General features: G+C 34.2%; 15 protein-coding genes. 2 read left to right on the top strand and 13 right to left on the bottom strand.

The annotated features are described in order from the left end of the window. The first annotated feature begins 121 nt into the window (after positions 1–121). Both MHH69_RS07520 and abc-f read left to right on the top strand, forming a co-directional pair. Positions 122–256 carry an RAxF-45 family protein gene (locus tag MHH69_RS07520; protein ID WP_277749712.1) on the top strand — a complete coding sequence of 45 codons (135 nt, stop codon included), beginning with the start codon at positions 122–124 and terminating at the stop codon, positions 254–256. 94 nt (positions 257–350) lie between these two features. Next, complete coding sequence (abc-f, locus tag MHH69_RS07515) at positions 351–2,159, top strand: ribosomal protection-like ABC-F family protein (protein WP_122971717.1); 1,809 nt, start codon at positions 351–353, stop codon at positions 2,157–2,159. A gap of 49 nt (positions 2,160–2,208) precedes the next feature. Here abc-f and MHH69_RS07510 read toward each other — a convergent pair whose 3' ends face one another. The 13 genes from MHH69_RS07510 to MHH69_RS07450 form a co-directional block, all read right to left on the bottom strand. Further along, on the bottom strand, positions 2,209–3,165 hold the full coding sequence (locus MHH69_RS07510) for a thymidylate synthase (RefSeq protein ID WP_122971716.1): 957 nt from the start codon (positions 3,163–3,165) through the stop codon (positions 2,209–2,211). Positions 3,166–3,250: 85 nt separating this feature from the next. After that, complete coding sequence (locus MHH69_RS07505; protein ID WP_341362029.1) at positions 3,251–4,537, bottom strand: GGDEF domain-containing protein; 1,287 nt, start codon at positions 4,535–4,537, stop codon at positions 3,251–3,253. A gap of 614 nt (positions 4,538–5,151) precedes the next feature. After that, complete coding sequence (locus MHH69_RS07500) at positions 5,152–5,349, bottom strand: hypothetical protein (RefSeq protein ID WP_122971714.1); 198 nt, start codon at positions 5,347–5,349, stop codon at positions 5,152–5,154. Positions 5,350–5,528: 179 nt separating this feature from the next. Next, on the bottom strand, positions 5,529–6,125 hold the full coding sequence (locus tag MHH69_RS07495; protein WP_158599683.1) for a histidine phosphatase family protein: 597 nt from the start codon (positions 6,123–6,125) through the stop codon (positions 5,529–5,531). Between the two features lie 164 nt (positions 6,126–6,289). Continuing rightward, entirely contained in the window at positions 6,290–6,481 is a 192-nt protein-coding gene (locus MHH69_RS07490; protein WP_122971712.1) for an ABC transporter permease, read from the bottom strand. Between the two features lie 220 nt (positions 6,482–6,701). Beyond that, the gene (locus tag MHH69_RS07485; protein WP_122971711.1) at positions 6,702–7,310 is read right to left on the bottom strand and encodes a YpjP family protein; all 609 of its coding nucleotides are present in this window, start codon (positions 7,308–7,310) and stop codon (positions 6,702–6,704) included. A gap of 623 nt (positions 7,311–7,933) precedes the next feature. Then, a complete protein-coding gene (locus MHH69_RS07480) occupies positions 7,934–8,719 on the bottom strand; it encodes a class I SAM-dependent methyltransferase (RefSeq protein WP_122971710.1) in 786 nt (261 codons plus the stop codon). Then, positions 8,707–9,138, bottom strand: coding sequence for a BrxA/BrxB family bacilliredoxin (locus tag MHH69_RS07475; RefSeq protein WP_122971768.1), 432 nt, complete (start codon positions 9,136–9,138; stop codon positions 8,707–8,709). The genes MHH69_RS07480 and MHH69_RS07475 overlap by 13 nt, the downstream gene beginning before the upstream one ends. Positions 9,139–9,249: 111 nt before the next feature. Continuing rightward, complete coding sequence (locus MHH69_RS07470; protein ID WP_122971709.1) at positions 9,250–9,477, bottom strand: hypothetical protein; 228 nt, start codon at positions 9,475–9,477, stop codon at positions 9,250–9,252. Between the two features lie 25 nt (positions 9,478–9,502). Beyond that, a complete protein-coding gene (locus MHH69_RS07465) occupies positions 9,503–9,745 on the bottom strand; it encodes a thymidylate synthase (RefSeq protein WP_122971708.1) in 243 nt (80 codons plus the stop codon). A 16-nt stretch (positions 9,746–9,761) separates the two neighbouring features. Next, the gene (locus tag MHH69_RS07460; RefSeq protein ID WP_122971707.1) at positions 9,762–10,286 is read right to left on the bottom strand and encodes a tubby C-terminal domain-like protein; all 525 of its coding nucleotides are present in this window, start codon (positions 10,284–10,286) and stop codon (positions 9,762–9,764) included. Between the two features lie 126 nt (positions 10,287–10,412). Continuing rightward, on the bottom strand, positions 10,413–11,774 hold the full coding sequence (locus MHH69_RS07455) for an aspartate kinase (RefSeq protein WP_122971706.1): 1,362 nt from the start codon (positions 11,772–11,774) through the stop codon (positions 10,413–10,415). 654 nt (positions 11,775–12,428) lie between these two features. After that, positions 12,429–14,501: a type IA DNA topoisomerase gene (locus MHH69_RS07450; RefSeq protein ID WP_341362028.1), complete on the bottom strand. Its 2,073-nt coding sequence runs from the start codon at positions 14,499–14,501 to the stop codon at positions 12,429–12,431. Positions 14,502–14,538: the final 37 nt, after the last annotated feature.

Here is a 14,538-nt window from a genome sequence, read left to right as displayed (position 1 = left end):
CAAAGGTGATTTACTAGATGATTGTTCACTAGTTGATAATTTTTCAAAATAGTAAGGGAATTGACATATTTTCCAATAGTGAATATACTATATGTAATTAACTTGAACGGAGGTGAAGAGAATGAATCAATTAGCTGTGACGACATGTGTGGAAATGAATTGTTACCACTATTTTGCACGTGTCATTACTTTCGATTTTGCCATTAACGGGATTAGTCTGCCCTTTTTTAATGAAATAAATCGAAAACACAGCTGATTAGCCATTCTTTTCACAATTAGGAAGAGACTGCTTGTTAATCGAGCAGTCTTTTTTGTTTGGCTTCACTGTGTATAAAATGGAGGAAATCACAGTGTCGATAAAAGCGGAAAACATAACAAAAATTTACGGTGGATCAATTATTTTTGAAAATTTAACGATTGATATTCATGAACGAGAACGAGTAGCTATTGTTGGACGAAACGGTTGTGGTAAAACAACGATTTTAAAAATGCTCGCAAATATAGAAACCCCTGACGCAGGACGAATCATTAAAAAGAAAGGGGCAACAATTGGTTATTTACATCAAATACCACCCTATGAAAATAGTTTCGTTTATGACGTATTGAAAGAAGCCTTTTCCCCTTTACTTCATATGCAACATCAAATGGAACAATTAGAAGGACAAATGGGAAATAGTAACAATTTACAAAAGTTATTAAAACAATACGGTGAAATACAGGAACAATTTATCGCCCAAGGCGGTTATGAAATGGATGCTCAAATTCAAATGATTGCAAATGGTCTTTCCATTAAAACCCTACTTAATACACCATTCCATTTACTAAGTGGTGGCGAAAAAACAAAAGTAATGCTCGGACAAATTTTATTAACAAATCCTGACATTTTACTTTTAGATGAACCAACGAACCATTTAGACATGGAAGCGATCGAATGGTTAGAAAGTTACTTGAGTCATTATTCAGGAACGTTAATTGTTGTTAGCCATGATCGACAATTTATGAATGAAGTCGTCACGAAAGTAATTGAAATTGATAATGGAGTTGCCTACCCTTATATAGGAAATTATGATGCCTTTATAAAAGAACGGGAAGCACGTATATTAAGCGAGTTTACACAATACGAAGAACAACAAAAGAAAATTACGAAGATGAAAGAAACCATTAAAAGGCTCAAACAGTGGGCAAATGAAGCGAATCCCCCAAACGCTTCCCTCCATCGACGAGCAAAAAGTATGGAAAAGGCGTTGGCGAGGATTGAGCTAGTGAAAAAACCTTCGATTGGGAAAAAAATGCAGCTTAAGTTACAAGTAAATGATCGTAGCGGAAAAGATGTCGTTCTATTCGAAAACGTTAGTAAAACCTTTGATAAATTGCTATTTCAAAATGTTTCATTCCAACTCAATTGGCAAGATCGTTTTGCAATTGTAGGTTCCAATGGCACTGGTAAATCTACATTATTAAAAATGATTACTGGTGATGTTATTCAAGATGAAGGGAAATGTCGAATCGGCAGTAATGTGAAAATAGGTTACCTTTCCCAACAGTTTTTATATAACGATGTAAACGCCCGATTAATTGATGTGTTTCGAGAGAATATATCTATGAACGAAGGCGATGCCCGACATATTTTAGCCAAGTTTTTATTTTATGGCTATGATGTATTTAAAAAGGTAAAGAACTTAAGCGGAGGCGAGAAAATGCGGCTTCGTTTAGCCCAATTAATGCAACAAGACATTAATTTGCTAATATTAGATGAACCAACGAATCATTTGGATATCGAATCCCGGGAAGTATTAGAGGAAACGATTCAACAGTTTGAAGGGACCGTTGTCGCAGTTTCCCACGACCGGTATTTTATCAATCAGCTGTTCCATCGAATCGCCTGGTTAGAAGCTCAACAACTGTTTTTATACGAAGGAAACTATAGTTGGGCTCGTCAAAAGCATAGTGAGCGTACAACCGTTCAAAAAGTTGATCGTCCATCTGAAGAAAAACAAGAAAAGACTATTTCAATTGAACAACAAATTGAACAGCTGGAACAAAAAATAGAAAAGAAAAAACAGCAATTTACTCAAACAAATAATATCACCTATCAAAAGGAATTAGAAAAATTAGAACATCGATTGGATGAACTATTAACCCTTTGGATTAGTGAATAACAAATAAGCACACTGTTATTGTTTAATAAATAGCAGTGTGCTTCGTTTTTCACACCGCAATCGGTGCTTTAATTGTTGGATGTGGATTGTAATTTTCAATTGTTATATCTTCTAATTCCATATCAAAAATCGATGTTTTATTTTTATTAATGTTCAACGTCGGCAACTCTTTCGGTTCTCTTTGTAGCTGTTCCTTTACTTGTTCCAAATGGTTTAAATAAATATGCGTATCCCCTAAACTATGAACAAATTCTCCTACTTCCAGTCCACATTCGTGGGCGATGAGATGGGTTAACAATGCATACGATGCAATGTTAAACGGAACACCTAAAAATACATCAGCGCTTCGTTGATATAACTGGCACGAAAGCTTACCATTTGCCACATAAAATTGGAAAAAAGCGTGACAAGGCGGTAATGCCATATCATCGACTTCAGAAGGATTCCAGGCAGTTACGATTAGTCTTCTTGAATCAGGATTATTTTTAATTTGGTCGATGACTTTTTTCAACTGATCGATCGTCTCACCGTTTGAAGTTGGCCATGAACGCCACTGTTTACCGTAAACAGGCCCTAATTCCCCATACTTTTCGGCAAATACATCGTCCTCTAAAACTTTATTGTTAAAAATAGACATCTGTTCCTCTAAAACTTTAGCAAACTCGGTATCCTTTGCTGCTCTCAAACCAAAGTTTGTCATATCTGGACCTTGATAATCCTCTGATTCTACCCATTTTTTAAAAGCCCATTCGTCCCAAATATGATTTTTATTTTGTAATAAATAACGAATGTTTGTATCTCCTTTTATAAACCATAACAATTCACTTGCAACTAGCTTAAAAGGCACCCGTTTTGTCGTTAATAACGGAAACCCCTTCGATAAATCAAACCGCATTTGATGCCCAAATACACTCATTGTGCCGGTCCCTGTTCTGTCTTCCTTTGTTACACCGTTGTCTAAAATATGTTGTAATAAATTTAAATAAGTAGTATCTGGATGTTCCATTTCTACCACACTCCTTGCTCTAATTTTTTCATTATAACAGATAATGTGGCCTTTAAAAATATGAGGGTAAAATACTTTCATAGATTTATGGTACATGTATAAGAGAACGATGTTCATAGTTATTCCGACCATGTTGTTTAATATAGTAGAGGGCAGCATCTGCTTCGTTTATACAATGAGTGATTTCCTCTTTTTTATAAATTCTCTTTGTACAAGCACCTATACTTACCGTTACTGTCGAAGAAATCGTAGATGAACGGTGATGAATATTTAAATTTGAAACTCCATCTTGTATTTTTTGACAAATATTGTCTACCTGTTGCTCTGAAACGTCCGTTAATAATAATATAAACTCTTCCCCACCCCATCGTGTAGTAAAACAATTCCATTGTTCGGATAGCTCTTTTAATAATATTCCGATTTGAATTAATACATTGTCACCTTCCATATGACCATATGTATCGTTGTACAATTTAAAACAATCGACATCAATCATCACGACTGAAAGTAAAATCGGTGATTGTAACGTTTGTAATTGCAACTTTTCCAAATATTCATTATAAGCCCTTCGATTATATAAATTCGTAAGTGGATCAAGTAAAGTTTGTAATTCTAGCTGATCATTTGCTTCTTTCAACTTCTCGGTTAAACTTCGAGTATGATTTCTTTCTTTTAACATTTCCAATTGACGATAAAAGTTTTTCTCAAAGGATACATAATGAGAACGGGAAAGTAAAAAGGAAGTCGGAAGCAGAATGGCGATATAAACCCATTGTAAATAAGAAACAGAGAACTCACCATGCTCACTATATAGGCCTATAAGTAAAATAAAACTTGAAATGATTAGCGGAAGTAGAAATTGTTTCGCTTTTAAAATTAAAAAGGAGCTACAAGTAAATAAAATAAATGTATAAATAAGAAAAGGATTATATAGAGTTAAATCTTTTATCGAAACGAGTACTGCTAAAGATAATGAAAACGTAACATAGAAGTTAATAAAAAACGCCATTTTTTTATTATTCAATGGAGTTAAATGTATTTTACGGTATCGAAATATAGAATAAATGACTAAATGAAAAACAAGTAATAGGATATACCCCAAATGACTACCTGCATTTTGAGGAAATTGTAAAGAAGGAAATAAGGATAAAAAATTGATGACGAGCATGATTATCACAATGACAATAGTAAAAATCTGATTCATAACCTTCATTTTCCGAATGTTATGTTTTAATATTTCAACTTCTAAATCTTTAGTTTCATATTCACTATTCATCATCTCTTCACCCTCTTCATTTCTAGTTATCCATACTAAAAATGTATTATCCTCTATATTAGCACCAACCATTTTACTGACAACTGTTGCCTTCAAACGCCTTCCATTTCCTTTAGAAAGTTAATTTCATTTCTATTCTTTTTTCTTAATTAAACATATGTATAAAATATGAAAAATAGACCAATGATAATTTTTCTAAGCACAACTAAAGACTCCTATAGAGGGAAAGAAATTAGCAAATAGACTTAATGAAAAATTTGTGATATTCATCATTTTACTTATTACCATTAAAGTACTAACTGGGTTAGGCAATCATTTTATCTATTTCAAAACATTGTACCTTGCCACTATTCCCTTTTAAATATTGATGGGAATAGAATAAACATTAATAATGAAGTTTGCAGATATTTTTAAAGGAACTTGTAAAAGTGAATTTCATAACAAGAACATTTACAATTTTAGAGGAAGACTTCTTGTTAAAGAACAGGGTTTTAAACGATTCTTAAGTATCAAGTGCTAACCTAGATAAGGAATAATTTGTTTATTGCCCAAAAGGAAGCGGGTGCTGTAAGGTAGTCAATAGAGACTAGCTCTTATCCACTCTTCGGTCCGCACAGCTACTTTCCACTGACTATCGCCATATTCAAATTCATTCTACGTAAAAAAGGAGTAGACAAATTTTTGTCTATCCCATAATACAAACAAATAGATTACTCACTTTTTTCATCTAATCGCCGACGAGCTATTAAAGCTAAGATAGCAAAAATAACGAAAGCTATTGTTGAAGAACCAGTAACCATCTGCAACATATTTCCTATTGGGGATTTGAACAACAAAGGGATCGATATAATTAAAACGGCACCAGTTAAACCCATTCCTAAAATCGAGATTGCCAAAACTTTATTCATCTAATCACCTCACAGCTAATTGAAACGAACTACCACCACTACTAATAACTGTTTGCGCTGCATCCGAAAACCAACAAGCAGCAAATTCAATAATTCTAAATCTAATGGCGGATAGTTGTTATTAAATGTTTTCTCTGAAAATCAATTTGAGCAGTGAAAACGAACAAAATACAGAATTATCAGTCATTTAAAGTTGAATTTACAAAATGGACTATTTTCTTTTCATTTTTAATTTCGATACAATGAAGTCCTACATCTGAAGTTGGAAAAATAACCTGCTCATTTATAGAATGGTTAAGTAATATGTTCATAATGTGCGAAATAGTCCCACCATGACTTACAATTAATATCCGATGGCAATCTTTATGTTTTTCAAGCATCTCAAATATGACTTCTTCAACACGATGGCGAAAAGCCAATTCTGATTCACCTTCTTCAATTGCTTCTGTTAATGGGCGACCGTTTCGTGGCAACGGAAATTTCTCCATCACTTCTGCTCGTTTCATTCCAGCAAGTACACCATTATTCCACTCCATCAGTCTCTCATCAAACTCAACATACGTATCACAATATCTTAAAATATGCTCAGTTGTTTGTCTTGTTCTCGTCATCGGACTAGAAATAATGACGTCAGGTTGATAATGATTTGTAATGTATTTCGCTATTTTACTTGCTTGAAGGTAACCTTTTTTAGTTAATTGAAAATCTGCTCGTCCTTCATGAACATCGAGTAGATCTGCTTCTGTTTCACCATGTCTTAAAATAAATATGTACAAAACTAAACTCCCAATTGTGAATTTTATGTAATTATATTAGATTTGGATAAATAAACCAATAGGCATAAAACAAAAACAGGCGCTGCTCTTATTCCTTATGCTGAGCAGCGCCTTTAATCAAATGTGTCTAAATCATCATACAATTCAATTTGTTTTTCCAATTGTTATGTTGCCTCCCGTAAAATCTGTTTATTGTTTTCAATAATTTGAATAATTTGTTGAAGAATTTTATCTTCTACTTTCGGAGTTGAATTAACCTCCTTCATAATAATTTTGTTTAGTTCCAAAATTGTACTTACGTCGAGTTTATGTTTCTCTGCTAATTGAAACGCTCGCTCTAACTGACCGGTTATCATCGGCATCCTCCTCATTGTTTTAATATTCTTATTTTACCTTGTAATTAGAAATTTTTCACTATTTAAGCGTGAAATTAGTTTATTTATTTGTAATTTACTCATTTTATGCGACAGTTATTCGTTTTGTCTTTACTCTTTCACCCATTAATTATTTGCTCGTTTGTCACTTTTCAAAGTAGCAATTTTCATTAAAAAAACACCGCCTATGATGGGCAGCGTTTTAAGATAACCATTTTGGTGGAGTATTTTTCGAATAAAAAATATCACCTAATGAATGGTGGGCAACAAATTTATCTTTTGAAGTGTGGTAATGGAAATTGTAGTAATAACCGTCTTGTGGGCGTTTTTCAGTTCGCACATGGAAACGGATTAAATCTTTACCGCTTGTCCCATCGGAAATATGGAAAATTTTTTCTCCATATTGGCCACTTGGTCGATCTGTAATTGCTAAATATTTTATTGAGTCTTCGTCCAAACTAGATAATGTCATCGTAATGACTTCTTCTAATTTCGGGAAAATTTTTTCTTCAAATTCTTGACCAATAACTGGTGCGATTCTAGGTCCAAACTTTATGTATGATTGTTCTTTCGCTGCGAATAGGATGGAATCCAAATCTTGTTTATCTTCAGACTGTTCAATAGCATAACCATCTTCAACAACAGTTGTAACTTGTTCGTTTGAGGCATTACTTTGAATAGTACTATCTGAAGAACCGTTATTACCGTGTCCATTTTCTAATGCATCCCATATCTCATGGTTAGGCGTTATCAACCCAAACGTTAGTAATGCTACGGTTATAACAAGCGTTTTTTGTAGCCATTTTTTCATGGAATCACCTTCAATTTCGCACAATATTGTAAAAAGCTTCTATTAATATATACGTTTTACACATTAAAAGGTTTCAACTTTTTCTAATTCATTGTACAATAAGTAAGTAAATAAAGCTTGTTTTTTTCACAAGGGAGGTTCAACTGAATGACTGCTGCTATCGGAATTGGCTTATTTGTATTATTAGGTTATTTAACTTCAATGTGCTTTACCGACTAATAAAGGTAAATCCTAAGCTACTGTTTAGTAGCTTTTTTCATTCTGAAAATTAGACAAGGGGTGCCTGATTTATCAGGCACCCCTTTAGCATTCAAAGGTAACATATAAATAAATTAAATCTCAACCCTATCATCAGGGGAATTTTATAAATAGATGCACAACATGCATCGTTCTTAACCGCGGTAAAATTCCACTAAACGCCTTCTAACTTAAGCAACGCAAACCCTACCTACTTTCGCGTCCTTGCAAGCCTATACTTGCGCCAGTGTGAATAAGTATCTTCAAAAACTCTAGCGAAACGCCAAATTTATTTACCTGCTACCCTAAAATAGCATATAGACATTATAACATCATTTCACTGTAAAGTAAAATCCATTGATACTACAGCCGTTTAACACAATATTTCACTTATCTATTACGCCATAATGGAATTTCGAAGTAAATCGGATTTCCCTTTGAAAATGAAAGCGATCAAATAACTTTGATTTATAGTGGGCCTTTAAAACAATTCGTTTTTTAGCCACCCTTATCGCTTCCATCACCCATTCATCTGAAAGCTCAATATGACGTCCCGCTTCCCTTAATGCTTCGAAATTATTTGCTTCTTCAATAACTTCTTCAAACATTGGATCCATGTAGACAACGTCAAAGGAATCGTTTTTTTGATGTTTTAAAAAGGCAACTGCTTCACTTTGAACGACTTCAATATGACGCATACAGTTTGTTAATGGTAGTTCGGATGTATCGTAGGTTTTCATTCCATTACGCACAATGAAAGCTACATTCGGATCAGCTTCTAAGCCGACAACTCGCCCCTTTTCTCCTACCGCATACGCAGCTAACATGGCATCCGAACCCATTCCTAAAGTACAGTCTAAAAAAGAATGACCTTCTGCAAGTTGACAGCTTTGTAAAAAAGGTTCCTTTTCCCCACGGGCAACCCGCTTTAAACGAAAGGCTGCTGAATTAGGATGAAAAAAGAAAGGTGTTTGAGCACCTTTCGGATAATATTCATATCGATTTTTTCCTGCTACGATTACATTGGCGTCTAATAGTTGGCTTATTTTCGTAACAGATCGCTTTTTCCTTGGTTCGAAGGGTACATTTAATTCCTCACATGCTTTTTTAGCAAGCATCATGGATAACTCATCTGGTCTCCCAGCTGTTGTCACGACAGTTACTTGGCACATGCTTGTTTCAGAACACCAGCAAGATGATCCGTAATTTGCTCTACTGGATATCCTTCAATTTGTTCACGTGGAATAAAATACTCTAATTGACCGTCCCGTAAAATTGCAATAGACGGTGAACTTGGAGGAATTTCCTCAAAAAATCCGCGCATAGCAGCTGTCGCTTCACGATCTTGACCTGCAAATACCGTTACTAAATGATCGGGTTTTACTTCTTCAATAGCTTGGCGAACTGCTGGACGTGCTAACCCTGCTGCACAACCACATACTGAGTTAATAACTACTAAAGAAACTCCTTTTGTTGTCGCCATAAATTCATTTACTTCATCGGCAGTTGTTAATTCTGTGAAACCTGCATCTACTAATTCTTGGCGCATTGGTTGCACAATGCCTTTCATATATTCATCATAAGCGTTCATCATATATCGCCCTCTTTCTTTTTTATTACCAATTTCATTATAACAACTGTTTACTTTCATTTACACAAAGTTTGCTTACGATTCAACTTCCCATTTAATTTCTAAATGGTTTTAAAATAAATCCGTCACCAATTCGGACATTCGAATGATGAGTAAACTAATAAAAGTAGCTATAGTACGTAAAAGACCTGTTTTTATTAGTACAAACAGTCCAAAACCAATGACAATAACCATATTTATGACAGATAAAATACGAGTTAGTCCATTAAAAATATTTAGTTTTGCTAATAGAAACAAAAAAAGATAACATACAATTCCAATAAAAAATAGTTGAACCACTATTTAGCCTCACTTTTCATGACGTTCAAACTGTTGTTTCAGGGATGACAGTCAATTGATTGTCTTCTTCTTTTAAATAAATAACGAGTTCTTGTCGATAAACTCCATTTTCTAAATAATGGTCTAATGTATGAAAATCATATTGATAACTACCGAAGGGAAATGTTACACTATCCCCTTTTACTGCTGCAAGAAGACCAGCTACATCATTGGACACCATTTCCAAAATTTCTTCTCCCGTTTTCGTAATGACAAAAACAACGTTCATAAATTACACTCCTTCATTATGCGCCAACAAATAAAGTTGCTTGGCAAATTGCGATGAAAAATTCCGGTTTTTGGATTGGACTTTGATCATGAATATGTAGCACCATATGGAATTGATCTTCCATATACTCTGCTTTCCACTCAGCTATCACTTGATCATTATAAATAAACTTTGACCAGTCTTCCATTTCCTTTTCCAATTGAATTTTTATGTCTCCATCAGTTATATAAAGGGTTGGAATGCCAATTCGCCAATTTTCATAAGAAATAACATATTTTTTGTTTAATTGGATATCGTATCCTTCAAACCAAAGCTTTCCTCTTCTACTGATTTTTTTCACTGTGAATAGTTGTTTCCCCTCTGTATCCACAACATCGTATTTTAAAAAATAGCGATAATCAAATATAGAGTCAATGATCCGTTGAAAAAAATGTTTGTAAACCCGTCTTGAATGGGCTATTGTTTCTCCCTTGTCTTCTCTTATTGCCACTTCTCCCGTATATTCAATATTTTCCGGGTGTATGTATTCATATGTTTTCATTATTTCTTCACCAATATTTCAAATTATTTTCCACTATACAATACTAGATGAAAATGATGGTTTAAGAAAGTAAAAAGGTTCTACAGTATGTCTGTAGAACCTTCCTTATTTACGGCTAGTCATTTCCTAGCCGACTGTTATGGGAGCAAAAAATTCGTCGTAAAGGGCACGTAAAATTTGATTTTCCGTTTGCTGTAATACACCAAACACAAGACTCACTTCTGAAGAACCTTGATTAATCATTTCGATATTTGCTCCAGTTCTTGAAATGGCCGAAGTAGCACGAGCCGCAAGACCTGTATTGTTACGCATACCTTCTCCAACAATTACAATTAACGACAATCCATGACGGAAATAAACGTCATCCGCATGTAATTCCTCTTTTACCCGCTTAACAATACGTTCTTCCGCTTCATCTGTTAATTGTTTTGAACGAATGACAACAGAAATATCGTCTAATCCTGAAGGTGTATGTTCATAAGAAATATTTTCTTCCTCGATAATTTGAAGAAGTTTACGTCCAAATCCAATTTCACGATTCATTAAATATTTCGATACATATAAAATAGAAAATCCGCTATCCGCCGATATCCCAGTTACAGGACGCCCTGTTAAGGCACGTGTTGGCACAATTTTTGTTCCAGGGGCAGATGGGTTATTTGTATTTTTCACAGTAACTGGAATACCTAATTTATAGACAGGCATTAATGCTTCATCATGGAAAACGGTAAATCCAGAATAAGATAATTCACGCATTTCACGATACGTAATTTCAGAAATACCAACTGGATTATTAACAACTTTAGGATTGGCAGAAAATACACAATCAACATCTGTAAAGTTTTCGTACAAATCCGCTTTAACCGCTGCCGCAAGAATAGACCCTGTAATGTCTGAGCCTCCACGATCGAAAGTACGTAAAATACCTTCCCTTGTATAACCAAAGAATCCTGGGAAGACAATTACTTCATCGCCTTTACCTAGGTCTTTTAAGTTTTCATATGCTTCAGGAAGTGCAATTGTACGCTCTGGATAATCGTTTAATATTAATTTATTTTTGGGGCTAACATATTTTGCACGTAAACCAATGGCATTGAAATATTCCGCAATCAATTTTGCGTTATTGTCTTCTCCACTAGCTTTAATATTATCTATAAATAAAAATTCATTTGTTTTATCTAAAGCGACCCGTTCTTGCAAATCCTTTGCAATAACATCGCAAATTGAATCATCTATTCCAAGTTCTTCGGTAATTTCTTTAAATCGATCTACTACGATTTGTAATTTCCCCGAAACATCCCCATTATTTAAGGCTGCATCAGCTAGTTCGATTAAAAGATCCGTTACTTTAATATCATCGCCAAAACGTTTACCAGGTGCTGATACTGCAACAATCTTTCTCTCAGGATTGGCTCTCACAATATTCGCCACTTTTTTAATTTGTTCTGCGTTCGCAACGGAAGTACCACCAAATTTACATACTATCAATATCACCAAATCCTTACTATTAAAAATTGTATTTTCTGAAAAAACATTTGATTGTTCACAGTGTACAAATTTTATAAACTTGCGTCAAGCTTATTTAATGAAAAGGAACATAATGGACCTGAAAGAAGCCAAAATTGCAACTATATTATGGGAAAATTGGCCTTCAGTTACTCAGGTCAGTTTATTATATGTCATTTTCTATTGGATGGTAGCATACTTGCCTAAAACCAATAGAAATCAAAACAGCACCCGAAAATAAAAGATGCACACCGCTCCTAGACGATGCACAAAAGGATAATATCGTTGTACCAAGTAATAAACTAAAATAATTTCGTCAATTAATTATATACTATGTTGACGGTTTAGCAAGATAGAAATAATTGTTATATCCATACAAATTTTCTTATAAGACAACCATTCTAATCTTCCTATCCTATTAATAGGAGGATTTATGTTAATAGTCTTTAACGACAACACAAAAACTGAAAAATTTCTCCTTTATAACAATTCTTTCCGCTCTTTTATAACTTTTAAAAAGAATCCTAAATAGAAAATCCTTACTTTTTTTCAAAAATAAAACCTCTTCATCGTTAAAGAAATCATTACATTCATGTGTAATTTCTTAACTTAGAGAGGAAATATTTCATTCAATTTTTATTTAGTTCGGGATGGCGCGCTAAAAACAAATTCTAATTTTTCGCCATTTAGTTTTAATCGGGCTTTCCCCTTTTTACCACTTTTCCAAGTAAATCGGATTTCCCTTGTTTCCTTACCACTTAATAATTTTTTCGCATCGACAGGAGTAATTTTCCCCTTCATAATCGATTTACTGATGAAAAATTTACACCCTTTCTTCGTGCAACTATACCCTTTAAAACCTTCGACTACTGGACTGCCACATTGAATACAGTTCCCTACCACCTCAATGGTTTTTTCTGCAACATTCATATTTAAATTAATAAAACCTTGGGTCGTATTTTTTACGTATTGCAACATTTCTTTGTAAAACTGGCTTGAGCTAAGTTGACCATCAACAATATCTTTCAGTTTTTTACTCCATATCGCTGTTAATTCCGGTGAAACGATATCATGCTCCCCAATACTCGTAATCACATCAATTCCAAATTGAGTAGCCATAAAGGATTTCCCATTTCTTGCAATCATTCCAATAGAAATGAGCTTTTCAATGATTTCCGCCCGCGTTGCTGAAGTTCCAATTCCTTCTGCATCCTTTAATATTCTTTGCAGTTCCTTATCTTCAATAAATCTACCTGCGTGAAACATCGCATCTAATAAGGTACTATCCGTATATCGAGCGGGTGGTTCTGTCATTTTAGACAATAATTTTTTCTCAAAAATCCTTATTTCTTCATTAATTCGTAGTGTTGGTAGAGGCTCCTCCTGCTTCTTTTTAAATACTTCATAAAGAATCGTATATCCTTTATCAATGACTACATTACCGTTTGCTTTAAAGAAGTTTTCCTCAGACTGTAAAAGGATTTCCGATTTATCGATTACATATGGGGGCAAAAAGATTGCCAATAATCTTCTCGCAATAAGATGATAAATCTTTAACTCTGATGGAGAGAGTTTTTTCTTTCCAATCGGTACTTCTGTTACTGTAATCGCATGGTGATCTGTTAACTTTTTATCGTCAACATATTTTTTAGAACGGATCGTTTTTTGCATTTGCCCTGGATTTTGTACAATTTGTTGAACAATTGCTTCATATTCCTCTAATGACCTTAAGGATTGTAAGTTCGTTTGAATATTTTGAGCAAAAGCTGTTGGTAAATGTTTTGACTCGGTCCTAGGATATGTAATCAGTTTCTTTTCATATAAACTTTGCGCAATTTTTAATGTTTCCGATGAAGTAAATCCAAAGAACTTATTCGCTTCCTTTTGCAACTCTAATAGTGAATGGAGTGGCGGAGCAGTCATTATTTTTCGTTCAGTTTTCATATCACGAACAATTACTGTTGATCCAATGTTAGAAAGAATTTGTTCCGCCTCTATTTTTGATTTCAATTTATTTTCATTTTTATCCGGATTAAACCATAGAGCTTTAAATTGCCCTAATTCAATTTCAATTTGAAAGTAAGGTTCCGGTTGAAATTGTTGAATTTCTAGTTCTCTTTTAACGACAATCGCTAGAGTCGGTGTCATCACCCGCCCAATTTTAATGACCCTTCCACCTTTTACAGTAGCCGCCCTCGTTAAGTTTAAACCAATTAACCAGTCAAAAATGGAGCGATACATGGCGGCATTTCGTAAGTTACGAATCAGTCCATCTTGTTCGTCGATTAGATGTAACAACGCTTTTTGGATAGCTCCATCTGTCGTTTGGGACGTCCAAAACCGTTTCACCGGAAGCTTGCAACCAACTTTTTTATAGAAGGAATAAAAAATGTTTTCTCCTTCCATACCGGCATCGCATGCATTAATAATAAAGTCATAATGATTCGTTTTTAATAATTGTTCAATCTCTTTATATACTTTATAAGCTGATTTTTTCACGCGAAATTCATATCGTTCTGGTATCATTGGCAAAACATTTAAATCCCACTTTTTCCATTCCGGTTTATATTCATGAGGTTCTTTCAATTCCACTACGTGACCGACAAAGGATGCAAAGTCGATTTCGAAAGGCAGCTGCAACTTTTTATATACTTTTTGTATATCACGCATAAGAGACGGTTTTTCTGCGATTAATAATGCTTTTGTCATTGACAGAATACCCCCTTCTTAATGATTAGTATAAAGT

This window comes from Ureibacillus sp. FSL E2-3493 (assembly GCF_038077515.1).
Lineage (GTDB): Bacteria > Bacillota > Bacilli > Bacillales_A > Planococcaceae > Ureibacillus > Ureibacillus halotolerans.
This window is presented reverse-complemented; position numbering and strand designations above follow the sequence as displayed.